Raw genomic sequence first — 24,409 nt, 5'->3', positions numbered from 1 at the left:
CGCTATCGTCACCTCAGCACACTAAATCTACGCGCCACCGGCCGCGGGCTGCCCAGGCAGCGCCGCGTCGCGGGGTCGAACAGCCACCATTTCGGGGTCGCGCAGATCGATCCGCGCAAAACCCATGTCCAGGATTCGCTGTCGTTGGTCGAGCTGATCCAATTGAATCAGCGCGGATTCTTCGTCAATGGCCGGCAGCTGGATCAGCGAGCCGTCCTTCAGTCGAAGATCCCAACGACGGTCATCCACCCGCACCAGCGCTTCCAGTCGGTCGCGCAGACGCGGTCGAGAAGCGACGGCCGGCAGGATCAAGCCCGCGGCCTGGTCCGCCCCCTGCCCCACCACCAGCGGCAGCTGGGGGAAGCGGGCCGGATCGGCCTCGGTGATCACGCGGCCTTCGCCGTCGATAACCTTCATGCGGCCCTGGTTTTGCCAGACCGCCAGCGCCGGCCGCTCTTCCACCGCGATCAGCACGGTGTCGGGCAGCATGCGCACGACTTTCGCGTCCTTCACCCAACCCACGCCCTGCACCTTGGTGCGGACGTCGTTCAGGTCCATCCCCAGCGTCGGCTGGTTCAGATAGAGGCCCGAGGCCGCCAGGATGTCGGCCTGGGCGGTCGAGGACGCGCCACGAATATGAACCGTCTTCAGCTTGAAGCCGGCGGAAGCGAAACTGTTGTCGACGCCATGGACCATGGACATGCCGATGCGCTCGGCCCGATGGCCGGTCGCCAGCATCACCACAAGACCGAGACCCAAGGCCGCGCCGGCAACCGTCAGGGCGACCGTGGGCGACAGACCCACGCCCTTGGCGGCGTGCAACTTGGCGGCCGGCTGCGCCCCCCGGGGCGCCGGCTTACCTTTGCTCGGACTTGCGGGCGCTTCGGCCCGGGGTCGCCTAGGCTTAGGCAGTCCCCCCCGCACTACAGCGGGCATAAGCGTCCTCCACGATCCACAAAACTAACTGGTCAAACGGGATCCCGACGTGATCGGCCTGCTCGGGAGCGAGCGAGGTCGGCGTCATGCCGGGCTGCGTGTTGACCTCTAGAAGGACCAGAATGTCGTTAATGTCGTCATAACGGAAATCCGACCGGGTTACCCCTTGGCAACCAAGAGCCGAGTGCGCCAGTTCGGCCATCCGCATGGCGCGATCCCTTACGCCATCAGGGATTGGGGCGGGTAGGACGTGGATCGATCCGCCTTCGGAGTACTTGGCCTCGTAGTCGTAGAAACCTGTGGATGCACGGATATCCGTTACCGCCAAAGCCCTGGGACCATTTGACTCACCCAGCACCGCCACGGCCAATTCCAACCCCCGGATGTAGGGCTCAACCATGACTTCCTCGCCGAAAGTCCAGGAAGGCGAGGCAAGTTCTTCCGGCGGACGGTTCGCGCCCTCGAACACCAGGAACACCCCGACCGACGATCCCTCGGCATTGGGCTTAACGACATAGGGGGGCTGCAACACATGGTCGCGCGCGACATCGTGTCGGTTGTAGAGGCCGCCGCCCGGAACGATCACGCCGGCGGCCGCCAGCACGGCCTTGGCCTTGGCCTTGTCCATCGCCAGAGCCGACGGCAGGACGCCCGAGTGGGTGTAGGGCAGCTTCAGGGTTTCCAGTACGCCCTGGACGCAACCGTCCTCGCCCCATTCGCCGTGCAGGGCGTTGAAGACCATGTCGGGCTTGGTGGCGGTCAGGACCTGGGCGACGTCCTTGCCCGGATCGATCCGCGAGACCTTGGCCCCCAGCCGCTCCAGCGCGTCGGCGCACTCGCGGCCCGACACCAGGCTGACCTCGCGTTCCGACGAAGGGCCGCCGAGCAGGACGGCGATGTGGCGGCCAAGCAGGGGCTGGGTGGTCATGTGGGCGGACACTCTTAGGAGCTGCGACGTTGAGCCACTCCTAGTCAGCGCCGATGACGCTGCCAACTGTCCAATCGTCAAACGAAGCGTGTCATCCCGGCCGCAGCGAAGCGGAGAGCCGGGACCCAGGGCAACCGCACTGCGCCGGCCCCTGGGTCCCGGATCGGCCTACGGCCGTCCGGGATGACACGGTGTTTGCAGTCGTTAGTGCGAAGCCGGCCCGCCCGCCGCCTTGATCACGCGGAAGTCGATGCCCGTCTCGGCCACCAGGTAGATCAGGCTGGCCCAGGCGGCGACGTTCTGCGCCAGCTCGTCGGGACGCACCTTGTTCAGGGTGTCGTCGGCGGTGTGGTGGTAGTCGAAGTAGCGGGTGGCGTCCTGCTCCAGCTCGACCGAGGGCACGCCGGCCTCTTCCAGGCCCTCGATGTCGGCGCCGCCGTGGGTGGCGGGGGTGCGGCTGACATAAATCTTCAGCGGGGCCAGGACATTGGCGGCCACCGTGGCGAACGGATGGGCTTGGGCGCCGGCCGGCAGCTTCAGCGCGAAGACACGGTCCGCGCCGGTGTCGCTTTCGCCCGCCAGGACGATCTTGGCGACCTCGTCCTTGTGGGCGGCGATATAGGCTTCCGACGAGCCGCCGCTTTCTTCCGAGCCGAACATCACCACGCGGATGGTGCGCTTGGGGTGCTTGGGCAGGTCGCCGATCAGCTTGGCCGCGGCCGTGGTGATGGCCACGCCCGTGGCGTCGTCCAGGGCGCCGGTGCCGACGTCCCAGCTGTCCAGGTGGCCGCCAATAACGATGACTTCGTCCGGCTTTTCCGAGCCCTTGATCTCGCCCGAGATGTTCCAGGCCACGTCATTGGCGTCGGTGGTCGAGGCCAGCTTCAGCTTGATGCGCAGCGGCTTGCCTTCCTTAGCCAGGCGCTCCAGCTGCTCGGCTTCCGGCACGCCCATGGCGGCCGAGGGGATCGAGGCGACGCCGTCGCCGAAGGCGGTGACGCCGGTGTGCGGCACGGTCGAGTCCGAGGTCGAGATCGAGCGGATCAGCAGGGCCACGGCGCCGCGCTTGGCGGCCTCCACCGGACCCGAGCGGCGCGAGATGCCGGCGACGCCATAGCCCGAACCGTCCTGGGCCTTGACCATCGGCTGGGTGATGACGGCGATCTTGCCCTTCAGCGCGCCCTCGGGGGCGGCCATCATCTCGGCATAGGTGCGGAACAGGGCGACGTCGGCTTCGATGCCTTCGGCCGGGGTCGGCACGGTGCGGCCCAGGCCCACGATGCCCAGCTTCATCGGATAGGGACCGACCAGCTCGGCGCTCTCTTCACCGCGCGTCCACGACGGCTTGGCGAACTGCTCGACCTTCACGTCGGTGAAGCCCAGAGCCTTGAACTTGGCCACGCCCCAGTCCTTGGCGCGCTCCATGGCCGGCGAACCGACCAGGCGCGGGCCGATATTGGTGGTCAGGTCCTCGGTGATGTCCCAGGCCAGGCGGTCCAGCAGCGCCTTGTCGCGCAGGGCCTCAGCGGTGGCGACGGGGTCCTTGGCCGGGGCGCCGTCGAAGTAGTCCTTGATGCCCTGCTTCTGGGCGGCGGTGGCGCTAGCCTTGGCCGGCTTAGAAGTCTGGGCATGGGCGACGCCCGAAACGAGGGCCAGCGCGGCGGTGGCGACCAGAAGACGACGGTACATGAGCAAGGATTCTCCCCAATGGCCGGGGAGTCATAGCACCGGTTCCTGACATGGGGAGTCAGCAATGGAGCGCGGGATGGCGATGCCTAAAAGATCCTCCCCCTAGCGGGGGAGGTGGTCGCGGAGCGACCGGAGGGGGAAGTGCTGCCGAGCCGGCCCCTTCCCTCTCCGTCGCCTTGGGCGACACCTCTCCCCTGGGGAGAGGGTCTTAAACCGATCGCCCGATCCGCTTGATCTCCCAGTCCAGCTGCACGCCGGTCTTTTCCAGCACGTCGGCCCGCACGGCCTCGCCCAGACCTTCCAGGTCGGCGGCGGTCGCCTCCCCCGTATTGATCAGGAAGTTGCTGTGCAGCGGCGAGAACATCGCCCCGCCATACGGCTTGCCGCGCCAGCCGGCCTCGTCGACCAGCTTCCACGACGAGTGGCCCGGCGGGTTCTTGAAGGTCGAGCCGCCGGTCTTTTCGCGGATCGGCTGGGTGGTCTCGCGGCGGCTGGTGATCTCGGCCATGCGGGCCTTGATCGCCTCGGGTTCGTCGGCGGTCCCTTCATAGATCGCGTCCAGCACGATCAGGTCCGCGCCCATCAGCGCGCTGTGGCGATAGGTGTAGTCGAAGCCTTCGCCCGAGATCTCGGACACCTCGCCAGCACGGTTCATCACCCGCGCGGACTGGATGACATTGACGGTCTCGGAGCCATAGCAGCCGGCGTTCATGATCACCGCGCCGCCGATCGTGCCGGGGATGCCGGCATAGAACTCCAACCCGGCGATGCCGGCTTCCGCCGCCTTGCGGGCCAGGATGGCGTCGGGCACGGCGCTGCCGGCCTTGATGCGATTGTCGCCCAGGGCCTCGACGGTGTTGAAGCCCTTGCCCAGGCGGATGATCACCCCGTCGACGCCGGCGTCACGGACCAGCAGGTTCGAGCCCACGCCGATGGCCAGCACCGGCACGGCCGGATCCAGGGCCTTCAGGAAGTCCGACAGGTCCTGCTCGTCGGCCGGCAGGAACACCACGTCGGCCGGACCGCCGACGCGGAACCAGGTGAACGGCGCCAGCGCCTCGTCGATCAGCAGCTTGCCCCGGACGGCGGGGAGATTGGTTTTCCAGGTCATGTCAGGCGGAAACCTTGCGCGATCGCCTGCGAGAGGCCCAAACAACGAAGACAAACGCGACGGCGAGAACGATCGCGCCGCCTTCCAGCAGGCCGATCAGCGCTCGATCCGTCGCCGAGATGAAGACGGTTCCCGCCTTAACGACCAGCGGAATCGTATGGTCGCCGACCGCCTGATGGGGCCGGTCATTGGCCAGGGCATGGCCGAAACCATAGCGCCCCAGCATGTCGGCCAACATCAGCCCCAGGATCGTCGCCCTGGCGACAAGCCATCCCCGTTGCGTCACTTGGACAGCGCTTCCAGCTGACCGGGCAGTGCATAGGACCACGAGGTGATGTCGCCCGCGCCCAGCAGCACGACCAGGTCGCCGCTGGCCGCCTCGGCCGCGATCAGCTCCGGCAGGGCCGCCGGGCTCTCCAGCGGCAGCGCGCGGCGGTGGCCGAACTTCTTGAGGCCTTCAACCAGGTGGTCGCGGTCGACGCCCTCAATCGGCTGCTCGCCGGCCGTATAGACGTCGGCGACGATCACCGTGTCGGCGTCGTTGAAGCAGCTCGAAAACTCGGTCATCAGGTCGCGCAGGCGCGTGTAGCGGTGCGGTTGGACCACGGCGATGACCTTGCCTTGCGTGACCGCGCGGGCGGCCTTCAGCACGGCGGCGATCTCGACCGGGTGGTGGCCATAGTCGTCGACCACGCGGATGCCGTTGGCGACGCCCGTGGTGGTGAAGCGGCGCTTGACCCCGCCAAAGCCCGCCAGGCCCTTGGCGATGGCCGCCGCGTCGATGCCCAGTTCGCGGGCCACGGCCACGGCGGCGGTGGCGTTCAGCACGTTGTGGTGGCCGGCCATCGGCATCTTCAGGCCGTCATAGCGGACCTGCTCGCCGTTCAGCGGCGACACCACGATGTCGAACTTGGCGCCCTCGGGGCCCATCTCGATGTTGGAGACGCGGACCTCGGCTTGCGGGTTGGTGCCGTAGGTCACCAGGCGACGGTTCTCGATCCGCGAGGTCAGGGCCTGCACTTCCGGGTGGTCGGTGCAGACAGCCGCGAAACCGTAGAACGGGATGTTCTGGATGAAGTCCTGGAAGCCCTTCTTCACCGCATCGAAGTCGCCCCAGTGGTCAAGGTGCTCGGCGTCGATATTGGTGACGATGGCCACGGTGGACTTCAGCTTCAGGAAGCTGCCGTCGCTCTCGTCGGCCTCGACGACGATCCAGTCGCCCTCGCCCACCTTGGCGTTGGTGCCATAGGCGTTGATGATGCCGCCGTTGACCACGGTCGGGTCCAGGTCGCCGGCGTCCAGCAGGGCCGCGACCATCGAGGTCGTGGTCGTCTTGCCGTGCGTGCCGCCGACGGCGACCGAGAACTGCAGGCGCATCAGCTCGGCCAGCATCTCGGCGCGGCGCACCAGGGGCAGGCGCTTGTCGCGGCCGGCGGCCATCTCGACATTGTCGGCCTTGATCGCGGTCGAATAGACGATCGCCGACGCGCCTTCGACATTGGCCGCGTCCTGTCCGATGAAGATGCGCGCGCCCAGCTTTTCCAGCCGCTCGGTATTGGCGCTGGCCTTGGCGTCGCTGCCCTGAACGGTGTAGCCGATACGCAGCATGATCTCGGCGATGCCGGACATGCCTATGCCGCCGATGCCGATGAAGTGCACGGGGCCGAGTTCGAAGGGGACGGGGCGTCGACGCTGGATCATGAAAAGCCGATTAGACCAATTCCGCGCGGCGGGAAACGCCCTCCTGGCTCTGTGCGTGTGCGTATCGCCCGCATCGGCTCAGGCCCAGCTTGAACTGCGCCTGGCCGATGTCGGCCGCTTCGCCGTGTTCGTGGACATGGGCAGCGTCCAGTGGACCGGCCGGACGGCCAAGCTCCGCGTGCTCCAGGTGACCGAAGGCGGCTTCAAGGCCGGGGCCGAAGAGTTCTGGGGCGGCTGGCGCCACGAAGTCATCGACTGCGACGCCCGCACCATCGCCCATGCCGGCTTCGGCAGCATCCGCGCGGGTGGGCGCGAAGGGCCGGTAACGGGCGACCTGCGCCCGGCCGCGCCGTTGCCAGCGGGCAGCGCGGACGAGGCGGTGGCCAAGGTGGTGTGCGACGGCTGGCGGCCGTTCGCGAAGGTTGCGGCGCCGACCAGCGTTGAGGACGCTGTGACGATCGGGCGACCGCTGATCGAGACCGGCGCCGAACCCTGAGCCCACGCAACCGCAGAGCGCCTGGCGCGCTCTGTCGGCATGACCCTGTCCCGCGAAATCCTGATCGACCGTCTGGTCAAGGCCGGCGAGGCCGAGGTCGCCGGCGCGCCGGCCGACGAGATCGCCAGCTATTTCGACACCGAGACTTTCCGCTTCCACGGACCGGATGGCTTCGAGACCGACTATGCGGGGCTGAACGCCTATTTCGAGTCGATCCGCGCGGCCTTCGACGACCGGACCATTCGGCGCGGCATCATCGTCGTCGACGGCGATACGGTCGCCTGCCAGACCTGGATCGAAGGGACTTTCGTCCGCGACTTCACGATGTCGCCCGCCGGCCCGCTGCCGCCCAACGACGCGCGGGTCACCTGGGACCTGATCAACATCTTCCGCTTCGATGACCAGGGCCGACTGATCGAGGAGTTCGTGCGCACGGACTATCGCAGCTTCCTGCGCCAGCTGGGGGCGGAAGGCCGCTAGCGCGCCGTCCGCTCCACCAGGTCCGCCAGCTTCTCGGCCGCGTCCGGCGTGGCCACGCTGCGCGCGCCTTCGGCCATCCGCGCCAGGCGTTCGGGGTTCTTGAGCAGGGCGTTGAGCGCCCCCGCCATGGCGTCGACCGTCAGTTCGTCTTCCAGACACACGGCCGCGCCGCCCGCCTCTTCCAGGAGCTTGGCGTTGAAGCGCTGGTGGTCGTCGGCGGCGATCTTCAGCGGCACCAGGATCGAGGGCCGGCCGGCGACGGCCAGCTCGGTGCAGGTCGACGCGCCCGAGCGGCCGACGACCAGGTGGGCCTGGCGCAGATAGCCGGCCATATCGCGGAAGAACGGCGCGACCTCGCAGTCGACCATGGCGTTGCGATAGGTCTTGCGCGCGCCTTCCATGCTCTCGGCGCGGGCCTGCTGGAACACCTTGAGGCGGCCGCGGATGTCCTCGGGCAGCTTGGCGATGGCTTCCGGGATCAGCTCGGACAGCAGGCGCGCGCCCTGGCTGCCGCCGGTCACCAGAATGCGCAGCTGCACTTCCGGGGCGATGTAGGGCACGTCGTAGAGCGCCCGCACCGGCGGGCGCACGGGATTGCCGACGACGTGAGCCTTGGCCTTCACCGCCGGCTTGGCCATCTGCAGCGTCGGGAAGGCGCAGGCGACCTCGTTGACGCGCGGGGCCAGGAAGCGGTTCACGCGGCCCAGGACCGCGTTCTGCTCGTGGATCACCGTGGGGCGCTTCTGGCTGAGCGCGCCCAGCAGGGCCGGCAGGGCGGGATAGCCGCCGAAGCCGACCACGACGGCCGGGTCCAGGCGCTTGAAGGCCGCGCGAGCCTCCATCACGCCCTGCATGACGACGAAGCCGGCCTTGATCATGCCCAGCGGGTCGTTGGACTTGGCCGTGGCGGCCGACAGCGCCAGGCGCTCTTCGGCCGGGAACTTGTCGGCGTACAGCGCGCCGCGATCGTCCGTGGCCAGCACGACGCGCCAACCGCGCGCGGCCAGGGCTTCAGCGAGCGCCTGGGCGGGGAACATATGGCCGCCGGTTCCCCCGGCGGCGACGACTGCCAGCTTGCTCATATCAGGCGAACGCGCCGCCCAGGCTGAACTCGCCCGTCGCCCCGTAGGCGCCGGGGCGCTTACGCACCAAGGCCAGGGCCATGCCCAGCGTCAAACCCATCGCCAGCATCGAAGAGCCCCCGTAACTGATGAACGGGAGCGTCATGCCCTTGGTCGGGATCATGTTCAAGTTCACGGCGATGTTAATGATGGCCTGCTGGCCCACCAGGACGAACAAACCGGCCGCCGCGACCTGCTCGAACGGGTCGTTCAGCTTCATGGCCTTGTACAGCCCGCGCACCACGACGAAGGCGAACAGCGCGATCAGGGCCCACGAAAAGATCAGGCCGTATTCCTCGGCCGCCACCGAATAGATGAAGTCGGTGTGCAGGTCGGGCACGTGGCGCTTCATGACGCCCTCCCCCGGCCCGCGCCCGAACAGGCCGCCGGCCCGGATGGCCTCGGCGGCGCGAGTGATCTGGTGGGTGTCGGCCTGGTCGGGGCTGAGGAACTTCTGCACGCGGGCATGCACGTGGTCAAACAGGAAGTAGGTCGAGCCCAGGCCCGCCAGCGCCACAGCGCCCAGGCCCATGATCCACGAGATCGGCACCCCAGCCATCCAGAAGGCGGCCCCGAAGGCGATGGTGATCAGCACGGTCTGGCCCACGTCCGGCTGCACCAGCAGCAGGGCCACGGCGATGAAATAGAGCAGGAAGGCGATCGACACGCCGGGCACGCCCTCGCCCTTCTGGCCTTCCGAGAACATCCACGAGACCAGCACGATCAGCGCCGGCTTCATGAACTCGGACGGTTGCAGGGTGAAGCCGCCGAACTGCAGCCAGCGCGTCGCGCCCTTGGCGTTGTGGCCGATGAACGGCAGGGCGATCATGATCGCGATCGCGGCGATGTAGATGAAGAACGCCGCCCTCCGGATGCCCTTGGGCGACAGCATCGACACCGTCAGCATCACCACCGTCGAGGCGGTGGCGAAGAAGCACATGCGGATGGCGAAGTGGAACTGGTCGTCGATGCCGATCCGCTGGGCTGCGGCCGGGCTCGAGGCGAACGACAGCAGCATGCCCAGGGTCACCAGCAGCGCGGTGGCGCCCAGCAACCAGCGATCGGTCGTCCACCACCAGATGCCGAGCGCGGTGCGGTCGGTGCGGGCGAAGGCATGTGTCGCGTTGGAGGCCATGGCCGGAGAGTCGGACCGCAGGGTTAATCAAAGCTTGCTGCGCCGTTGTACGCCGGTGGACATGCGGCGAAAAGCGCGTGGAAGACGACCCGATCCGAGGTAGGAGAGGCTCATGTCCGCCTCCGACGACCTCCGCACGCTCGAAACGACCGCCGACGCGGCCGAACGCAACACCCTGGCGCTGAAGCTGGCCGAGCAGAAGACACAAGGCCTGGACGTCGTGCTGGCCCGCCTGATCCAGCGCCCGGACCTCATCGACAAGCGCGGCACGCTGGTCCACGCCCTGGGCTATCTGGACTGCTCGGACCATGTCGGCCTGTTGGTCGAGCTTGTCCTGACCGCCGACTTCGAGGTCGCCCACGAGGCTCTGCAGGCTCTGGAGACCGTCGAGGAAGCCGACGGCGAGGACATCGAACAGGCCTTCGACCGCTTCCAGGCGGTCCACGCCGACCCGAACCTCCCGGCCTGGCGCAAGGAGCTGCTCGAGGACCTCTCCGAGATGTTCGACTAGCCCAGCGCCTGCCTAGTCCAGGCGACAATCTGGGCCGTGCTCATCGCGCCCGCCTGGCGAGCCACGGGCGCGCCGTCCTTGAACAGGATGAGAGTCGGGATGCTGCTGACGTTCAGCGCCCCGGCGGCGGCGGGTTCGGCTTCCGAGTCCAATTTCAGCAGACGCACGGCCGGCTCCAGCTGACGGGCGGCGGCCTCGAAGTGTGGAGCCATGGTCCGGCAGGGTCCGCACCACGGCGCCCAGACGTCCAGCAACAGGGCCGTACCCTTGGTCAGCCGGCGATGGCGGGCGAGATCGGCGCCGGTCACCGCCGTCGGCTTGCCGGTGAACAGCGATTCCTTGCAGCTGCCGCACTTGGCCGACAGCGGATCGCGGTCCTGCGGCAGGCGATTGCCGGCGCCGCACGCGACGCAAACGACCTGTGACATGGCTTCGGGCCTCCTTCGCCCTTCGAACACTCGTGCTTAGAAGGCTGTTCCCCTGAAACACGAATGGCTCAGCTTGAATTCGCCGGCCAGCCGGTGATCATGGTCAGGGTTGTAGGGGCGTATGTGTGGCTGACGAGGGATCCGACAAGACCGTGCTGGAAGGCGCAGGGGTCTATTTCCTCAGCGTGGTCGAGGCCAGTCAGGACTGCATCCGGGTGATCAGCCCCGAGGGCGCGGTCGAATATATGAACGCCCAGGGCAAGAGCCTGTTCGAGATCGACGACTTCGACGGCCGCAACCGCCAACGCTACTGGCCTGACATGTGGCCGCCGCAGAGCCGTGACGCCGTCGAGCAAGCCTTGCGCACCGCCCAGGCCGGCCATGCCGTGGCCTTCCGCGCGTTCTGCCCCACGGCCAAGGGCGCGCCGCGCTGGTGGGACACCACCGTCTCGCCGATCCTGGAGAACGGCCGCGTCACCCGCGTGCTGGCCACCTCACGCGACGTCACCGGCGAACGCCTGGCCGAGAGCCACCGCCAGCTGCTGGTCAACGAGCTGAACCACCGGGTCAAGAACACCCTGGCCACCGTCCAGTCGATCGCCAAGCAGTCGCTGCGCAACGCCGGCGTCGGCTCGGACGTGCGCGACGCCCTGGAAGGCCGGCTGATGGCCATCGCCGCCACCCACAACGTCCTCACGGATCACAACTGGTCCGCCGCCAGCCTGCGCCAGATCGTCGACGGCTCGGTCGCGCCCTACAGCGCCAATCCCAGCCAGCTGACCATTACCGGCCAGGACCTGCAGGTCTCGCCCAAGCCGGCAGTGGTCATGGCCCTGGCCTTCCACGAACTGGCCATCAACGCCCTGAAATACGGCGCCCTCTCGGCCGCCGACGGTCATGTCGACATCCGCTGGTCGATCCAGCCCGGCAACGAGCTCTACATCGAATGGGCCGAACGCGGCGGCCCGGCGGTGCGCCCGCCGGAGAAGCGCGGCTTCGGCTCGCGGATCGTCGAGACGGCGTTGCCCAACGAGCTGGGCGGCGCGGTGGAGGTGGACTACCGGACCGAGGGGCTGAGGTGCTCGATCCGGTCTCCGCTGGCGGCGCTGGACAAGGTGGATGCGTTCATGCCGCTGGGGTGAGGCCCGCCCGGCCGCTACGCCTCGGTAGCGACTTCCCGGAATTCGTCGGCGGGAACGAAGGCGGCGCCCTCCTCGTCCAGCACCCACGCTCCGACGAATGCGGGATGGGCCGGGTCGACGTCCTCGTCGATCAAGTCGCCCTCATAGAGCCCGACATTGCTGTAGTCGAAGTCGAGCGAGAGCTGATGGGCCATTTCGATCATCTCCTCGGCCATCCGGCGCGAATAGCCCTGAGCTTCGCTCTTGTCGCCGAAGTCGGCCGTCAGTGTGCTGACTTCGGCCGCATCGCTGCCCTGGGTCGCGCTGGTGGTGACAATGGTGAAGGCTGGCATGGTGATCTCTTTCAGGTCTGTCCCCTTCCCTAACCCGTTCGTTCGCGGAAGCGGCCCGTATTCTGAAAAAACTTCTTACAAGAACGGCGAGAGCCCCGGCGCCGCCGAAGATCAGTCGCCGCCGCGGCTGTCCTTTTTTGTTGTGCGATAAGCCTTTTGCTGTGCGCCGAGGCGGCGACGTTCCGCGTCCTTGGCCTGGCGCTCGGCCTTTCCTTCCACAGCGGCCAGTTCCAGCTTGAGCTTCTGGAAGTGGTCCCAGCGCTTGTGGTCCAGCGCTCCGCTACGCAGAGCGTCCTGAACCGCGCAGCCGGGTTCGCCGCCGTGACCGCAGTCGTTGAACCGGCAGGTTTCGGCCAGTTGCTCGATATCGTCGAACACCGTGTCGACGCCTTCGTCCGCTTCGATCAGGCCAACCTCCCGAATGCCGGGCGTATCGACGATCAGCCCACCGCCGGGCAGCAGGATCAGTTCGCGGTGGCTGGTGGTGTGGCGGCCTTGGTCGTCGGCCTCGCGGATCGCGCCCACGGCCATGCGCTGCTCGCCCAGGAAAGCATTGACCAAGGTGGACTTTCCCGCCCCGGAAGAGCCGATCAGCACGCAGGTCCGCCCCTCGGTCAGATAGGCCGACAAGGCGTCCAGACCCAGACCCTGCCGCGCCGACACGAGGATAACTGGACAGCCGGCCGCCAAGGCCTCGATCTCGGCGACCTGGGCCTGCGGGTCGGCGCACAGATCCGACTTGGTCAGCACGACGACGGGCTGAGCGCCGCTTTGCCAGGCGGCGGCCAGATAGCGCTCGATACGGCGAGGATTGAGGTCGGCGTTCATCGAGGTGACGATAAAAGCCACGTCGATATTGGCGGCGATGACCTGCGGCGTCTGCACGCCATCCACGGCCCGGCGCACGAAGGCGGTGCGGCGCGGCAGGATGGCATGGATGGTGGCGGAGCCTTCCTCAAGGTTCATCGACAAGGCCACCCAGTCCCCCACGGCGGGGTGGCCGGCCTCGCGCGCCTCATGGCGCGCCCGGCCCGAGAGCTTCGCGCGAAGCTCGCCCTGGTCGGTGGCCACCAGATATCCGCTTCGCTGCTGGACGACGACGCGACCAGGCGCGTGGCCGGCCCGCGCGTGGGGCTCGAAAGCCCGCGCCAACAGGTCGGACCATCCATATTGCTCGATCAAGTCAGGTGCATCCCATCGCAAACGCCTTGTGCGTCTAGCCGAGGATTGGACGGCGATAACACCGGCGCCGTGTGGCCTAAGCCACCGCCGCCTTGCCGCCCCCGGCAACCAGTCCGTTCACCGCCGCCCGAAACGCCTCACCCCGCGCTTCGAAATCCGAGAACTGGTCGAACGATGCGCACGCCGGCGACAGCAGCACAATCGCCTCCTCGCCGCTGGCCGCCGCGTCGGCATAGGCCTGTTGCACGGCCTTCTCCAGGGTCACGCTCATCTTGACCTCCGCCTTGCCGGCCAGGGTGGTGGCGAAGACGTTGGCGGCCTCGCCGATCAGGTAGGCCGTGGCGATGCGCGGGAAGAGGTCCTTCAGGTCGTCGATGCCGCCGGCTTTCGCGACGCCGCCGGCGATCCAGTAGAACTTGGGATAGGACGACATCGCCTGGCGGGCGGCGTCGGCGTTGGTGGCCTTGCTGTCGTTGACGAAGCGGACCTTGCCGATCTTGCCGACCGTCTCCATCCGGTGGGCCAGGCCCGGGAAGGTCATCAGGCCGTCGACGGCGTCGGACACCGAGATGCCGATGGCGCGCGCGGCGGCATAGGCGGCGGCGGCGTTCTGCCAGTTGTGACGGCCCGGCAGGCTGCGGGCGCGCAGCAGGTCGGCGACCTCGACCACGCGCTCGCCGGTGGCGTCGTACAGCACGCCTTGCAGCGCATAGACGCCCCGGCCCATCGCCTTGCCGGCGCTGATCGGCCAGATGGTGCGGCGGTTGGCGGCGGTGATCTCGGTGCAGATCTGCTGGCACCAGGCGTCGTCGACGCCGATGATCGCCGTGTCGCCCTTGCCCTGGTTCAGGAAGATCCGGCGCTTGGCGGCGATGTAGCCGTCCATGCCGCCGTGACGGTCCAGGTGGTCGGGCGAGATGTTCAGCAGCACCACCGCGTCGGGGTGCAGGCTGGACGTCAGGTCCAGCTGGTAGGACGACAGCTCCAGCACGTAGACCGCGCCGCCGTGCATGTCCTCAAGACCAAGGACCCCTTGGCCGATATTGCCGCCGACGCGGGTGTCGCGGCCCGCCGAGGCGCACAGATGGCCGATCAGGGCGGTCGTCGTCGACTTACCGTTGGTGCCGGTGATGGCGATAATCTTAGGGCGCTTGTGCACCGGCGCGGCGTTGACCGTGCGGGCGAAGAGCTCGACATCGCCCAGGATCTCGACGCCGGCGGCCTTGGCCTTCTCGACAGTCCAGTGGGGCTTGGGATGGGTCAGCGGCACGCCCGGCGACAGCATCAGGGCGGCGAACTGGCTCCAGTCGGCGGCCTGCAGGTCGACGACGGGGAAACCCTCGGCGGCCGCGGCTTCGCGGCTCTCCGGTTTCTCGTCCCATAGGGCGACCTTCGCCCCACCCGCGATCAAGGCGCGCGCGGCCGTCAGTCCGGTGCGGCCCAGGCCGAACACCGCGACGGTCTTGTCCTCGAATCCGCGGACGGGGATCATGCTCTCAGGGCTCCTAGCGCAGCTTCAGGGTGGCGAGGCCGACGAAGGACAGCATCATCGCCACGATCCAGAACCGGATCACGACGGTGGATTCAGCCCAGCCCAGCTTCTCGAAATGGTGGTGGATCGGCGCCATCAAGAAGACCCGCTTGCCGGTCTTCTTGAAGTAGGCGACCTGGATCATGACGCTGAGCGCCTCGGCCACGAACAGGCCGCCGACGATGCCCAGGACCAGCTCGTGCTTGGCGCAGACGGCGATCGCGCCCAGCGCGCCGCCCAGGGCCAGCGAGCCGGTGTCGCCCATGAAGATCTTGGCCGGCGGGGCATTGTACCAGAGGAAGCCCATGCCCCCGCCGATGATGGCGCCGCACAGCACCGCCAGCTCACCCACGCCCGGCGCGAAGTGCAGGTTCAGATAGTCCGCGAACTTGTAGTTGCCGACCAGGTAGGCGATCAGGCCGAAGGTCGAGGCGGCGAACATCACCGGCACGATGGCCAGGCCGTCCAGGCCGTCGGTCAGGTTCACCGCGTTGGAGAAGCCGGCGATCGTGACCGCCGCGAACACCACGTAGAACCAGCCCAGATTGATCACCAGCGCCTTGAAGATCGGGAAGACCACGCTGGTCTCCATCCCCGGCGTCATCGGCGACTTGGGCGCGAACAGGATGAGAATGACGGCGGCGATGATCGCCACCGCGAACTGGGCCACCAGCTTCTGCACGCTGGAGAGGCCGGCCGTGGTCTGCTTGGTGACCTTGGCGTAGTCGTCCATGAAGCCCAGGATCCCGTAGCTGCCGGTGATCAGCAGCACGACCCAGACGTGGATGTTGCGCAGGTCCGCCCACAGCAGCGAGCCGACGAACAGGCCGGCCAGGATCATGAAGCCGCCCATGGTGGGCGTGCCGGCCTTCTCGGTGACGTGACGGGCGATGCCGTCGGTGCGGATCGGCTGGCCCTTGCCCTGCTTGGCCTTCATCCAGCGGATGAAGCGCGAGCCCATCGCGACGGCGACGATATAGGCGGTCAGCATCGCCATGCCCGACCGAAAGGTCAGGTATTTCAAGAGGTTCATCGCCGGGACATGCTCTTGCGAGCGCGCCAGCCATTCATACAGGAAGTACAGCATCAGCCCTGTTCCCCAAGGTCGAGCGCCGCCAGGGCCCGGGCGAGAACCCCGGCCTTGGAGCCATTCGACCCCTTCACCATCACCACGTCATCTGGACGGATCGCCCCCGCCAGCTGCGCCGTTAACTTTTCAGTAACTTCCGCGTAGCCGCCTCGCCGAGTCGGCGGAAGCTGCTCCCACAGCGATTTCATGTGGACGCCTGCGAGAAAAACCACGTCAACGTTTGCACGGTCGATCGGGCCTGCAAGCTCGGCGTGAAACGCCGCGCTGCCCTCGCCCAGTTCGAGCATGTCGGTCAGCACGACGACCCGTCGGCCGGCGACCTTGCGCGCGCCAAGCGTCTTCAAGGCGGCCTGCATCGAGACCGGATTGGCGTTGTAGCTCTCGTCCACCAGGGTGAAGGCGCCGCCGTCGATGCGGACCGTCTTCTCGGCCCCGCGGCCCTCGATCGGGGCGAAGGCGGCCAGGGCCGCCAGCGCCGTCTCGCGCGGCACGTCCAGGGCTTCCAGCATCAACAGGACGCACAGGCTGTTGGGGCCCCAGTGCACGCCGGTCTGGCGGATCGGGAAGCTGATCGCCTCGCCGCGCAGCTCGACCGAGACGGTGGCTCCCTCGCCGTCCACGGTGAAGCCGGTCAGGCGCGCGGTCGCGCCATCGGCCTCGCCGAAGCTCCAGACCAGGGCGCCGGCCTTGGCGGCCTCGCCGCGCAGCAGTTCGAACCACTTGTTGTCGGCGTTGAGAACGGCGACGCCGCCAGGCTCCAGCCCCGCGAAGATCTCGGCCTTGGCCAGCGCCACGCCCTCTTCGTTCGGGAAGTTCTCCAGGTGCACCGGGCCGACCGTGGTGATGGCCACGGCGTGCGGGCGGACGAACTGGCTGAGCGGGGTGATCTCGTCGGCGTGGTTCATGCCGACCTCGAACACGGCGCGCTCAGTGTCGCGCGGCATCCGGGCCAGGGTCAGGGGCACGCCGATGTGGTTGTTGTAGCTCTTCACCGAGGCGTGGGCCTTGCCCGCCAGGCGCAGGCCGGCTTCGACGGCGCGGGTGACACTGGTCTTGCCGACCGAGCCGGTCACCGCCCCGCGCTTGCACTGGGGCGCGCGTTCGCGAGCGGCGACGCCGAGCAGCTCGAGCGCCTTGAAGGTGTCCTCGACCATGACGGCCGGAGCGTCCACAGCCTTGGCGGCCAGGACGCCGGTCGCGCCGGCGGCCACGGCTTGGCCGACGAAGTCGTGGCCGTCGCGCGCGCCGACCAACGGCACGAACAGGTCACCCGGCTCGACGCTGCGGGTGTCGATCGAAATCCCCGTGACGGCGAAGTCGCCGGCGACCTTGCCGCCGACAGCCTGCGCGATCTCTTCAGCGGTCCAGAGGGCGTCAGGCATGCACGCCCTCCAGCGCTTCCAGGGTTTCGGCCACGTCGTCGAACGGGTGGACGACGCCGGCCACGATCTGCCCCTGCTCGTGGCCCTTGCCGGCGATGACCAACACGTCGCCCTCGCCCATCAGCTGGACGGCGGCGCGGATGGCGGCGCGGCGGTCGCCGATCTCGCGGGCGCCCGGCGCGGCTTCCAGGATGGCGGCGCGGATCGAGGCGGGCTCTTCCGAACGCGGGTTGTCGTCGGTGACGATGGCGATGTCGGCCAGCTTGGCGGCGATGGCGCCCATCAGCGGACGCTTGCCGCGATCGCGGTCGCCGCCAGCGCCGAACACGGCGATCAGCTTGCCGCGCGTGTGCGGACGCAGAGCCTCCAGCACGGTCTCCAGACCATCGGGCGTGTGGGCGTAATCGACATAGGCCTCGCCGCCCTTGGGGCCGCGACCGACGCGCTGCAGGCGACCGGCGGCCCCCTCCAGCGTCTCGAGGGCCTTCAGCACGGACGCGGGGTCCTCGCCGGCGGCGATGCACAGGCCGGCGGCGACCAGCACGTTCGAGGCCTGGAAGGCGCCCGCCAGCGGCAGCGCGATGTGGTGGATGTCGCCATCGATCTCGACCGCCATGTCCTGGCCGGCCGGGGTCGGGGTGCGCGAGATCAGGCGCAGGCCTTGGCCGTCCTCGCCCACCGAAAAGATGCTCTGGCCCGAGGTGACGGCGGCGGCGGCGAAGTTGGGGAAAGCGTCGCTGTCGGCGTTCAGCACCGCCGTCGCGCCGCCCGGCGTCAGGGTGTCGAACAGGCGCAGCTTGGCGGCCCGGTACTCTTCCATAGAGCCGTGATAGTCGAGGTGGTCCTGGGTGAAGTTGGTGAAGCCGGCGGCGCGCAGCTTCACGCCATCGACGCGACGCTGGTCGACGCCGTGCGAGGAGGCTTCCAGGGCCAGGTGGGTGACGCCCATCTCGGCCAGGCGCGCGACCATCTCGGCGACGTCGCCGGCGTCCGGCGTGGTCAGGCCGGGCGGGGTAAGTTGCTGGTCGGGCTGGCCCTTCTCGCTGACCACCACGCCCAGGGTGCCCATGCTGGCGGCCTTGTGGCCCAGCTTGGCGAAGATCTGGCGGGCGAAGCCGGCGACCGAGGTCTTGCCGTTGGTGCCGGTGACGGCCACGCACATGGCCGGCTGCTTGCCCCAGAAGGCGGCCGAGGCCAGGGCGTAGGCGCGACGGGCGTCTTCCGAACGGACCACCGGCACGCCCAGGCCTTCCAGCCCGCCCTCGGGAGCCAGCACGGCGGCGGCGCCCTTGGCCACCGCGCCCGGCGCGAAGTCTCGGCCGTCGACCTTGGTGCCCGGCAGGGCGGCGAACAGCCAGCCGGCCGTGACCTTGCGGCTGTCGGCGGTGACGCCGGCGATCACCGGGTCATTGACGAAGGGACGGTTGAACAGTTCCGACAGATGTCTGGTCATAGCCCCGCCTCCGGTACGGCGTTCTTCGGTGGGCTGGCGATGGTCACCAGCTGCGTCTTGCGTTGCACGCCCAGGAACGGCGCGATGCGTTCGATCACCTTGCCGGCCGGCGGCGCGCCGACCCAACCGCCGGTCGAGAAGCCGGCCGACTTGGCGTTGCCATGCGGCTCGTCCATCAGGATCAGCACGAAATAGCGGTCGGCCTCCAGCGGCCCGTCGGTCGGGAACACCGCCGCGAACGACGAGACCTGACGCTGGTGATTATAGCCCCGGATCGAGGGGTCGTACTTCTCGCCCGTGCCGGTCTTGCCGCCGACCGACAGGCCCGGCACGTCGGCTTTGCCGCCGCTGCCGCCTTCGCCCGGAATGACGTTGGCGCGCATGATCTTCAGCATCTCGGCCGAGGTGTTCTCGGAGATTACCCGCTTGCCTTCCGGACGCACGCCCGGCGGCAGCTTGCGGATGGTCAGAGGGATCGACTCGCCGCCGTTCAGCAGCGCGCCCATCGCCTGGGCCAGGGCCAGCGGGCTGACGTTCATGCCGTGGCCGAACGAGGTAGAGGCCACCGCGTCCATGTCCCACTTGCGCGGGGTCAGCGGACGGGCCGACTCCATCAGCTCGACCTTGGCCGGCTTGGTCAGGCCGAGAGCGGTGAAGTACTTGGACAGCCGTTCGCCGCCGATCTTTTCGGCCAGCATGGCCGTGCCGATGTTCGACGAGTGCTTGAACACCTCGACCAGGGTCAGGATAGCCTTGGCCGCGTGGTAGTCGTGGATGGTGCGATAGCCCAGCTTGAACGGCTCGCGCGCGTCGAAGGTCGAGGACGGCGTCGCGACGCCGGTATCCAGGCCGATGGCCACGGTGAACGCCTTGAAGGTCGAGCCCATCTCATAGACCGAGGCGGCCGCGCGGTTCAGGCGCTGGTCGTCGGTGGCCTCGCCCGCCTTGTTGGCGTCGTAGTCCGGATAGCTGGCCAGGCCCAGGATCTCGCCGGTGTGGACGTTGGTGACCAGGCCCACCGCGCCCTTGGGCGTGAAGTCGGCCGTGGCCTTGCGCAGTTCGTCCTCGAGGGCCGCCTGCACGCGCACGTCGATCGACAGCTGGGTCGGGCCGCCTTCCCCGCCCGCGGCCTTGCGGATCGGATCGTCCAGAGCGCGTTCGGCGCCGGCCAGGCCCTTGCCGCCGCTGTCGACGAAGCCGACCAGGTGCGCGGCCGTCGGGCCCATCGGGTACATCCGGCGCTCCTGCTCCTCGAATGAGATGCCGGGCAAACCGAGGTTGAAGATGGCGTCCTTTTCGTCGGGCGTCAGGCCGCCCAGGACGAAGGCGCGGTGGTCGCCGAACACGGCCTTGTCCAGGCGCTTGGCCGGCACCTGCGGCAGGGCCTTACCCAGAGCGCGGCGCACTTCCTTGGCGTCCCAGACCTCGCGCGGATCGACATAGAGGGCGTAGTGGGCCAGGTCGACGGCCAGCAGCTTGCCGTTGCGGTCGACCAGGTCGCCACGCGCGCCTTCGGCGCCCTGGGCGTAGCCGTTGCCGCGCCCGGCATTCGAGAACAGCGCCGCCCAGCCCGCGCCCAGGCCCACGCCGACGAAGCACAGGCCAAAGAAGCCCATGACCAGGAAGATGCGGATGCGGGTGTCGTCTTCGGGCTTGGCCTGAGCGCGTGAGCGCTCGAAGGCGTGCTCAAGGCGCCAGACGCGCTCGATCAGCCACCGCCAGAACGGCGACTGGAAACCACCGGGCCCGAGGTTGGAGAGGCTCATCGCGGCGCCGCCGGGATCTGGGGCGGCGGGGGCGGCGGCGGCGGAGGCGGCAGGTTGGCGTCGTCCGGCAGCGCCTCGGGGCCATCGGCGGCCAGGTCCTCGGGCCCGACCGGCGCGGCCGAGATCGGGGCGCGTGGCAGCTCGCGGCGGCGCGCCACGTCGATCAGGGCGTCCTCGGTGATCTCATGGTCCGGCGCGATCGGCTTCAGTTGCATCATCAGCGCCAGCTGCTCGATGCGGCGCGGCTGCTCCAGGTGGGCGACCTCGGCCTCGAGCAGGCGCTTGCGGACGCCCTCGTTGCCGATCTCCTGCTCGATGCGGCCGATCTCCTGAAGCTCGCGACCGGCGAAGGTCTTGGCCAGGTAGACGCTGGTGAACAGGGTCAGCAGGATGCCCACGCCCGCGACTTCCACGATGCGGAAGCCCCGGACCCGGCGATTGAAGAGGCCCGAGACACTCATGCCAGGGCCTCCCAAACGGGAGCCTCGGTACGCACGGCGGCGCGCAGCTTGGACGAACGCGCGCGCGGATTCACGGCCAGCTCGGCCTCACCCGGCGCGATGGCCTTGTTGGCGATCAGCTGGAAGCTGGCCGGCGCGCCGGTCGGCGCCTGCGGCAGGTGGCGCGAGCCGCCCGGCGTGCGCCCTGCCCGCTCGGCCAGGTAATTCTTGACGATGCGGTCTTCCAGCGAGTGGAAGGTCACCACCGCCAGGCGCCCGCCCGGCTTCAGGATCCGCTCGGCGGCGTCGAGACCCGCCTCCAGCTCACCCAGCTCGTCATTGACCGCGATGCGCAGGCCCTGGAACGAGCGCGTGGCCGGATGGACCTTGGCGCCCTTGCGACCGCCCAGGGCGCGCTCGATCACCTCGGCCAGATCCAGGGTGCGCTCGAACAGGCGCTCTTCCCGGCGGCGGATGATGAAGCTGGCGATCCGGCGCGAGGCATGTTCCTCGCCGTAGACGTAGAGGATGCGGGCCAGCTCGGTGTGGTCCAGCGTATTGACCAGGTCGGCGGCGGTCGGGCCGGTGTCGCTCATCCGCATGTCCAGCGGACCGTCTCGCATGAACGAGAAACCGCGCTCCGCCTCGTCCAGCTGCATGGACGACACGCCGATATCCAGCACCACGCCGTCGACCGACTGCGGCGCGAAATGCTCGGCCATCTGCGAGAAGCGGTCCTGGATCAGGCGGAAGCGGTCGGTCGGCAGACCTTCGGTGAAGCGCAGCACGGTCGGATCGCGGTCGAAACCGACCACGCTCGCGCCGGTCGCCAGGATGGCGCGCGTATAGCCGCCCGCGCCGAAGGTGCCGTCGATGATGGTCTCGCCGGGCTTGGCGCCCAGGGCCTCGACGACCTCATCCAGCAGGACCGAGATGTGCGGGGCGTCGCTCACGAGGCGCTCCCCAGCTTGGCCTGGCGCTGCTGGACGCGCAGGGCGGCCAAGCCTTCCCGGGCCAGATCACGCTGGACCGCGCGATGGGCCTGGAAGGCTTCGCGGGACCAGATCTGAAAACGCTCACCCATACCGACGACGGTCACCCAATCCGTGAGACCGCACATTTCGCACAGGTGATCCGGCAGCGTAATGCGACCAGCTGTATCAAACGACAGCTTGGACATGCCGCCCAGGATGCTGACCTCCAGGGCCGAGCGCGTCGGATCGCCAAACGGCAGCTCCTCGATCACGCCCAAGTAACGGTCGAACAAGGCTTTTCCGCCAGCTTCCAGGCAGTCGGCCTCGATGGCGGGGAAACAGAAGATCCCGTCGAACATGCCCGAGACAGCCGCGCGGAATTCCTGCGGCACAACGATGCGCCGCTTGCTGTCGAGCTGTTTCTCGAACGTCGAGAGAAACACTGAAGCCGAACCCCGCCAGTCCCAAGTCGGTCGGCGACCCAACACATCGCCCCGATGGCAATTGGGTTAACATGGGATGAATTGGGAGACAATGACACCAAGGCCCATTTCATCGAGAATTCAAAGGTGTCGCACCCCTTGTTCACGGAGCGTGATAGTTAATCCACAGAACATACACAGAACTGATTGAACGGAGGTCTTGGGCGGTGTCATTCCGGCCCAATGAAGGTCAGTTTTGGGGACGGCGATAAGGGACCCTCCCCCTAGCGGGGGAGGTGTCGGCGCGTAGCGGCGACGGAGGGGGAAGGAGCAAGCGCTCAAGCACTTCCCCCACCGGCGCTTCGCGCCACCTCCCCCGTCAGGGGGAGGGTCTATATGGACCAGATGATCTGTAAGCCGGGTTCTGTTCCGCTCCCGAAAGAACGGCGACGATCATTCCTCTAGGCCGGCCATTGCTGGACGGCTCTCGCGACCTACCCGGACCCTCTCAGCCAGTGACGGCCTATCCGACGCGAGGTCGGCGCGGGGTCCCTATTCGGTCTTGCTCCAGGCGGGGCTTGCCATGCCGTCCCTGTCGCCAGGTCCGCGGTGGGCTCTTACCCCACCCTTTCACCCTTCCCGCCCCGTAGGGAGGAGGTTTGCTTTCTGTGGCGCTATCCCTGGGATCGCTCCCGGTGGGCGTTACCCACCGCCTTGTCACCGTGGAGCCCGGACTTTCCTCGGCGTCCGAAGACGACGCGACCGCCCGACCATCTGGTCCGGGAGGGTGTTTGACGGCGCGGAGCCCAAAGGTCAACGCTTCAGCGTCAGAGGCCGCGCATCAGGTCCGCGATCGGATGATCGCCCAGGCCCTTGGCCGCGCCGAGGCGATCGGCGTCGTTCTTGTTCTGCGAGAGCTTGAACGTGCCCTCCAGCCGCTCGACGAACAGGCGGCCGCCCTGGATGCCGCGCAGCAGGTTCTCGAACTTGCCGGGCTTCATCTTGTCGCGGGTCCAGGGCTTCTTCGGCAGCAGCCGCGCCTCTTCCTGGGCCGAGAGGTCGTCGAGCAGGGCGATCAGCTCTTCGTCGTTCAGCGGCGCGACCGAGCCTTCGGCCTCGACGGACTGGTAGTTCCAGGTCGGCACCTGGTCGGCGATCTCGTACCAGTCGGGGCTGATATAGGCGTCCAGGCCCGTGGCCAGGGCCACGGCGCGGAAGCCCTGGGTCAGGTGTGGCGTCAGGACGTTGCCGCGCGACAGATGGAAGTCGAGGGCGATCTCGCCATCCAGGTCGCGGATCACCACCGGGCTCTGGGCCACGAACGGCCGGCCGCCGACGGACGCCGCAAAGGTCACGAACGGATGCGCGGCGATGAAGTCCAGCAGGATCGCGCGGTCCTCGACGCGGAAGCGATTGTCCGGATGCATTACTCGGCCGCCGCGCGCAGCAGGCCCACCAGTCGGGCTCGGGTCTCGCCGTCGGCGATGCCGTCGAAGCGGCTCTGCAACCAGTGGCGCTGGAAGGCGCCGACCACGGTCGTCGTCCACTCGTCGTACTTGCCGGTCGGGGCGCAGTCGAAGCCCAAGCGGGTCAGGCCGGCCTGCAGGGCGAAGACGCCGGTCCCCTCCTCGCCCTGGCCCAGTGGCGCGCCGGGCGACGGGGCCGGCTCGATCCACAGACCGTGGCCGCTCTCGGCCAGACGCTTCCACGGGAAGAGCTCGCCCGGATCGATCTTGCGAGCGGGGGCGATGTCGGAGTGGCCCAGGATGCGGCTGTCGGGGATCATCCAGCGCGAGCGCACGTCGGCCAGCAGGTTGATCACCGAAGCGATCTGCGCCTCGGGGAACGGGCGATAGCCGAACTCGTGGCCGGGATTGACGATCTCGATGCCGATCGAGGCCGAGTTGATGTCCTTGACGCCCTTCCAGAAGGCCGCGCCCGCGTGCCAGGCGCGGCGCTCTTCGGGCACCAGGCGGAAGATGCGGCCGTCTTCCTCGACGCAGTAGTGGGCCGAGACCTTGGCCTCGGGATCGCGCAGGCGCTCGATCGCCGCCTCGCCGGTCTCCATGCCCGTATAGTGCAGCACCACGGTGTCGGGCACGGCCTTGCGGGCGTCGAAATTGGGCGACGGGGCCTCGATGACACTAATGCTCATTGGC

At 68.3% G+C, this 24,409-nt stretch carries 25 protein-coding genes, 1 other RNA gene and 1 pseudogene; 5 read left to right on the top strand and 22 right to left on the bottom strand.

What is annotated here, in order from left to right:
* Positions 1-27 precede the first annotated feature (27 nt).
* Together ftsQ and AC07NF_RS18525 are read right to left on the bottom strand one after the other, a co-directional pair.
* On the bottom strand, positions 28-936 hold the full coding sequence (gene ftsQ, locus AC07NF_RS18530; protein WP_494629630.1) for a cell division protein FtsQ: 909 nt from the start codon (positions 934-936) through the stop codon (positions 28-30).
* Positions 905-1,864, bottom strand: a complete 960-nt coding sequence (locus AC07NF_RS18525; protein ID WP_494629628.1) for a D-alanine--D-alanine ligase — start codon at positions 1,862-1,864, stop codon at positions 905-907. Before AC07NF_RS18525 ends, ftsQ begins: the two co-directional genes overlap by 32 nt.
* Positions 1,865-1,917: 53 nt before the next feature.
* On the opposite strand from AC07NF_RS18525, the pseudogene AC07NF_RS18520 reads away from it, so the two are divergent.
* Positions 1,918-2,100, top strand: a pseudogene (locus AC07NF_RS18520) (hypothetical protein).
* On the opposite strand, the gene AC07NF_RS18515 reads toward AC07NF_RS18520, so the two are convergent.
* The 4 genes from AC07NF_RS18515 to murC all read right to left on the bottom strand — a co-directional run bounded on the left by AC07NF_RS18515 (position 2,069) and on the right by murC (position 6,365).
* Positions 2,069-3,559 carry a M20/M25/M40 family metallo-hydrolase gene (locus AC07NF_RS18515; protein ID WP_492816999.1) on the bottom strand — a complete coding sequence of 497 codons (1,491 nt, stop codon included), beginning with the start codon at positions 3,557-3,559 and terminating at the stop codon, positions 2,069-2,071. The pseudogene AC07NF_RS18520 and the gene AC07NF_RS18515 overlap by 32 nt on opposite strands.
* 202 nt (positions 3,560-3,761) lie before the next feature.
* Positions 3,762-4,664, bottom strand: a complete 903-nt coding sequence (gene murB, locus AC07NF_RS18510; protein ID WP_494629624.1) for a UDP-N-acetylmuramate dehydrogenase — start codon at positions 4,662-4,664, stop codon at positions 3,762-3,764.
* 1 nt (position 4,665) lies between these two features.
* Complete coding sequence (locus AC07NF_RS18505) at positions 4,666-4,902, bottom strand: hypothetical protein (protein ID WP_494629621.1); 237 nt, start codon at positions 4,900-4,902, stop codon at positions 4,666-4,668.
* 44 nt (positions 4,903-4,946) lie between these two features.
* The gene (gene murC, locus AC07NF_RS18500; RefSeq protein ID WP_494629616.1) at positions 4,947-6,365 is read right to left on the bottom strand and encodes a UDP-N-acetylmuramate--L-alanine ligase; all 1,419 of its coding nucleotides are present in this window, start codon (positions 6,363-6,365) and stop codon (positions 4,947-4,949) included.
* Here murC and AC07NF_RS18495 point away from each other — a divergent pair.
* Positions 6,364-6,861, top strand: a complete 498-nt coding sequence (locus AC07NF_RS18495) for a hypothetical protein (protein WP_494629614.1) — start codon at positions 6,364-6,366, stop codon at positions 6,859-6,861. The two genes, murC and AC07NF_RS18495, sit on opposite strands and share 2 nt — an antisense overlap.
* Positions 6,862-6,900: 39 nt before the next feature.
* A complete protein-coding gene (locus AC07NF_RS18490; protein ID WP_494629610.1) occupies positions 6,901-7,341 on the top strand; it encodes an ester cyclase in 441 nt (146 codons plus the stop codon).
* On the opposite strand, the gene murG is transcribed toward AC07NF_RS18490, so the two are convergent.
* Together murG and ftsW are read right to left on the bottom strand one after the other, a co-directional pair.
* Positions 7,338-8,423 carry an undecaprenyldiphospho-muramoylpentapeptide beta-N-acetylglucosaminyltransferase gene (gene murG / locus AC07NF_RS18485; RefSeq protein ID WP_494629607.1) on the bottom strand — a complete coding sequence of 362 codons (1,086 nt, stop codon included), beginning with the start codon at positions 8,421-8,423 and terminating at the stop codon, positions 7,338-7,340. The two genes, AC07NF_RS18490 and murG, sit on opposite strands and share 4 nt — an antisense overlap.
* A gap of 1 nt (position 8,424) precedes the next feature.
* A complete protein-coding gene (ftsW, locus tag AC07NF_RS18480) occupies positions 8,425-9,597 on the bottom strand; it encodes a putative lipid II flippase FtsW (protein ID WP_492817011.1) in 1,173 nt (390 codons plus the stop codon).
* Between the two features lie 112 nt (positions 9,598-9,709).
* Here ftsW and AC07NF_RS18475 point away from each other — a divergent pair, with 112 nt between their 5' ends.
* On the top strand, positions 9,710-10,108 hold the full coding sequence (locus AC07NF_RS18475; protein ID WP_494629601.1) for a hypothetical protein: 399 nt from the start codon (positions 9,710-9,712) through the stop codon (positions 10,106-10,108).
* Here AC07NF_RS18475 and AC07NF_RS18470 read toward each other — a convergent pair.
* Entirely contained in the window at positions 10,105-10,536 is a 432-nt protein-coding gene (locus AC07NF_RS18470) for a thioredoxin domain-containing protein (RefSeq protein WP_494629598.1), read from the bottom strand. The genes AC07NF_RS18475 and AC07NF_RS18470 overlap by 4 nt on opposite strands.
* 125 nt (positions 10,537-10,661) lie before the next feature.
* Between AC07NF_RS18470 and AC07NF_RS18465 the strand changes: the two genes are divergently transcribed.
* Positions 10,662-11,678, top strand: a complete 1,017-nt coding sequence (locus tag AC07NF_RS18465; RefSeq protein WP_494629593.1) for a sensor histidine kinase — start codon at positions 10,662-10,664, stop codon at positions 11,676-11,678.
* Positions 11,679-11,692: 14 nt separating this feature from the next.
* Here AC07NF_RS18465 and AC07NF_RS18460 read toward each other — a convergent pair whose 3' ends face one another.
* The 13 genes from AC07NF_RS18460 to AC07NF_RS18400 form a co-directional block, all read right to left on the bottom strand.
* Positions 11,693-12,010 (bottom strand): hypothetical protein, encoded by a 318-nt coding sequence (locus AC07NF_RS18460; protein WP_494629589.1) that lies wholly within the window; start codon positions 12,008-12,010, stop codon positions 11,693-11,695.
* 111 nt (positions 12,011-12,121) lie between these two features.
* Positions 12,122-13,081, bottom strand: coding sequence for a ribosome small subunit-dependent GTPase A (gene rsgA, locus AC07NF_RS18455; protein ID WP_494655329.1), 960 nt, complete (start codon positions 13,079-13,081; stop codon positions 12,122-12,124).
* Positions 13,082-13,268: 187 nt separating this feature from the next.
* Positions 13,269-14,684 (bottom strand): UDP-N-acetylmuramoyl-L-alanine--D-glutamate ligase, encoded by a 1,416-nt coding sequence (gene murD, locus AC07NF_RS18450; RefSeq protein ID WP_494629585.1) that lies wholly within the window; start codon positions 14,682-14,684, stop codon positions 13,269-13,271.
* 13 nt (positions 14,685-14,697) lie between these two features.
* Positions 14,698-15,810 carry a phospho-N-acetylmuramoyl-pentapeptide-transferase gene (mraY, locus tag AC07NF_RS18445; protein ID WP_494629583.1) on the bottom strand — a complete coding sequence of 371 codons (1,113 nt, stop codon included), beginning with the start codon at positions 15,808-15,810 and terminating at the stop codon, positions 14,698-14,700.
* Entirely contained in the window at positions 15,810-17,195 is a 1,386-nt protein-coding gene (locus AC07NF_RS18440) for a UDP-N-acetylmuramoyl-tripeptide--D-alanyl-D-alanine ligase (RefSeq protein WP_494629581.1), read from the bottom strand. The genes mraY and AC07NF_RS18440 overlap by 1 nt, the downstream gene beginning before the upstream one ends.
* Positions 17,188-18,648 (bottom strand): UDP-N-acetylmuramoyl-L-alanyl-D-glutamate--2,6-diaminopimelate ligase, encoded by a 1,461-nt coding sequence (locus AC07NF_RS18435; protein WP_494629579.1) that lies wholly within the window; start codon positions 18,646-18,648, stop codon positions 17,188-17,190. Before AC07NF_RS18435 ends, AC07NF_RS18440 begins: the two co-directional genes overlap by 8 nt.
* Positions 18,645-20,414 carry a peptidoglycan D,D-transpeptidase FtsI family protein gene (locus tag AC07NF_RS18430; RefSeq protein WP_492817030.1) on the bottom strand — a complete coding sequence of 590 codons (1,770 nt, stop codon included), beginning with the start codon at positions 20,412-20,414 and terminating at the stop codon, positions 18,645-18,647. Before AC07NF_RS18430 ends, AC07NF_RS18435 begins: the two co-directional genes overlap by 4 nt.
* On the bottom strand, positions 20,411-20,875 hold the full coding sequence (gene ftsL / locus AC07NF_RS18425) for a cell division protein FtsL (RefSeq protein WP_454714728.1): 465 nt from the start codon (positions 20,873-20,875) through the stop codon (positions 20,411-20,413). The genes AC07NF_RS18430 and ftsL overlap by 4 nt, the downstream gene beginning before the upstream one ends.
* Positions 20,872-21,807 (bottom strand): 16S rRNA (cytosine(1402)-N(4))-methyltransferase RsmH, encoded by a 936-nt coding sequence (rsmH, locus tag AC07NF_RS18420; RefSeq protein ID WP_494629574.1) that lies wholly within the window; start codon positions 21,805-21,807, stop codon positions 20,872-20,874. The genes ftsL and rsmH overlap by 4 nt, the downstream gene beginning before the upstream one ends.
* The gene (locus tag AC07NF_RS18415; RefSeq protein WP_494629571.1) at positions 21,804-22,271 is read right to left on the bottom strand and encodes a division/cell wall cluster transcriptional repressor MraZ; all 468 of its coding nucleotides are present in this window, start codon (positions 22,269-22,271) and stop codon (positions 21,804-21,806) included. The genes rsmH and AC07NF_RS18415 overlap by 4 nt, the downstream gene beginning before the upstream one ends.
* A gap of 376 nt (positions 22,272-22,647) precedes the next feature.
* Positions 22,648-23,028: RNase P RNA component class A (gene rnpB / locus AC07NF_RS18410), an RNA gene on the bottom strand.
* Between the two features lie 49 nt (positions 23,029-23,077).
* A complete protein-coding gene (locus AC07NF_RS18405) occupies positions 23,078-23,677 on the bottom strand; it encodes an FMN-binding negative transcriptional regulator (protein ID WP_494629568.1) in 600 nt (199 codons plus the stop codon).
* Positions 23,677-24,405 carry an N-acetylmuramoyl-L-alanine amidase gene (locus tag AC07NF_RS18400; RefSeq protein ID WP_494629564.1) on the bottom strand — a complete coding sequence of 243 codons (729 nt, stop codon included), beginning with the start codon at positions 24,403-24,405 and terminating at the stop codon, positions 23,677-23,679. The genes AC07NF_RS18405 and AC07NF_RS18400 overlap by 1 nt, the downstream gene beginning before the upstream one ends.
* Between the last annotated feature and the right edge of the window lie 4 nt (positions 24,406-24,409).

The sequence above is a fragment of the Caulobacter sp. GW821-FHT10A06 genome, from assembly GCF_059415805.1.
Note: the sequence above shows the minus strand (reverse complement) of the source record. Positions and strands in the feature narration are given on the sequence as shown.

What these genes read in the sequence shown, in the direction of transcription:
- AC07NF_RS18505 (WP_494629621.1), bottom strand. Translation starts at nt 4,902, where the DNA reads ATGTTGGCCGACATGCTGGGGCGCTATGGTTTCGGCCATGCCCTGGCC.
- AC07NF_RS18440 (WP_494629581.1), bottom strand. Translation starts at nt 17,195, where the DNA reads ATGCCTGACGCCCTCTGGACCGCTGAAGAGATCGCGCAGGCTGTCGGC.
- ftsW (WP_492817011.1), bottom strand. Translation starts at nt 9,597, where the DNA reads ATGGCCTCCAACGCGACACATGCCTTCGCCCGCACCGACCGCACCGCG.
- AC07NF_RS18490 (WP_494629610.1), top strand. Translation starts at nt 6,901, where the DNA reads ATGACCCTGTCCCGCGAAATCCTGATCGACCGTCTGGTCAAGGCCGGC.
- AC07NF_RS18405 (WP_494629568.1), bottom strand. Translation starts at nt 23,677, where the DNA reads ATGCATCCGGACAATCGCTTCCGCGTCGAGGACCGCGCGATCCTGCTG.
- ftsL (WP_454714728.1), bottom strand. Translation starts at nt 20,875, where the DNA reads ATGAGTGTCTCGGGCCTCTTCAATCGCCGGGTCCGGGGCTTCCGCATC.
- AC07NF_RS18400 (WP_494629564.1), bottom strand. Translation starts at nt 24,405, where the DNA reads ATGAGCATTAGTGTCATCGAGGCCCCGTCGCCCAATTTCGACGCCCGC.
- ftsQ (WP_494629630.1), bottom strand. Translation starts at nt 936, where the DNA reads ATGCCCGCTGTAGTGCGGGGGGGACTGCCTAAGCCTAGGCGACCCCGG.
- mraY (WP_494629583.1), bottom strand. Translation starts at nt 15,810, where the DNA reads ATGCTGTACTTCCTGTATGAATGGCTGGCGCGCTCGCAAGAGCATGTC.
- AC07NF_RS18475 (WP_494629601.1), top strand. Translation starts at nt 9,710, where the DNA reads ATGTCCGCCTCCGACGACCTCCGCACGCTCGAAACGACCGCCGACGCG.
- AC07NF_RS18460 (WP_494629589.1), bottom strand. Translation starts at nt 12,010, where the DNA reads ATGCCAGCCTTCACCATTGTCACCACCAGCGCGACCCAGGGCAGCGAT.
- murD (WP_494629585.1), bottom strand. Translation starts at nt 14,684, where the DNA reads ATGATCCCCGTCCGCGGATTCGAGGACAAGACCGTCGCGGTGTTCGGC.
- murC (WP_494629616.1), bottom strand. Translation starts at nt 6,365, where the DNA reads ATGATCCAGCGTCGACGCCCCGTCCCCTTCGAACTCGGCCCCGTGCAC.
- AC07NF_RS18435 (WP_494629579.1), bottom strand. Translation starts at nt 18,648, where the DNA reads ATGACCAGACATCTGTCGGAACTGTTCAACCGTCCCTTCGTCAATGAC.
- murG (WP_494629607.1), bottom strand. Translation starts at nt 8,423, where the DNA reads ATGAGCAAGCTGGCAGTCGTCGCCGCCGGGGGAACCGGCGGCCATATG.
- AC07NF_RS18430 (WP_492817030.1), bottom strand. Translation starts at nt 20,414, where the DNA reads ATGAGCCTCTCCAACCTCGGGCCCGGTGGTTTCCAGTCGCCGTTCTGG.
- AC07NF_RS18495 (WP_494629614.1), top strand. Translation starts at nt 6,364, where the DNA reads ATGAAAAGCCGATTAGACCAATTCCGCGCGGCGGGAAACGCCCTCCTG.
- AC07NF_RS18470 (WP_494629598.1), bottom strand. Translation starts at nt 10,536, where the DNA reads ATGTCACAGGTCGTTTGCGTCGCGTGCGGCGCCGGCAATCGCCTGCCG.
- murB (WP_494629624.1), bottom strand. Translation starts at nt 4,664, where the DNA reads ATGACCTGGAAAACCAATCTCCCCGCCGTCCGGGGCAAGCTGCTGATC.
- AC07NF_RS18525 (WP_494629628.1), bottom strand. Translation starts at nt 1,864, where the DNA reads ATGACCACCCAGCCCCTGCTTGGCCGCCACATCGCCGTCCTGCTCGGC.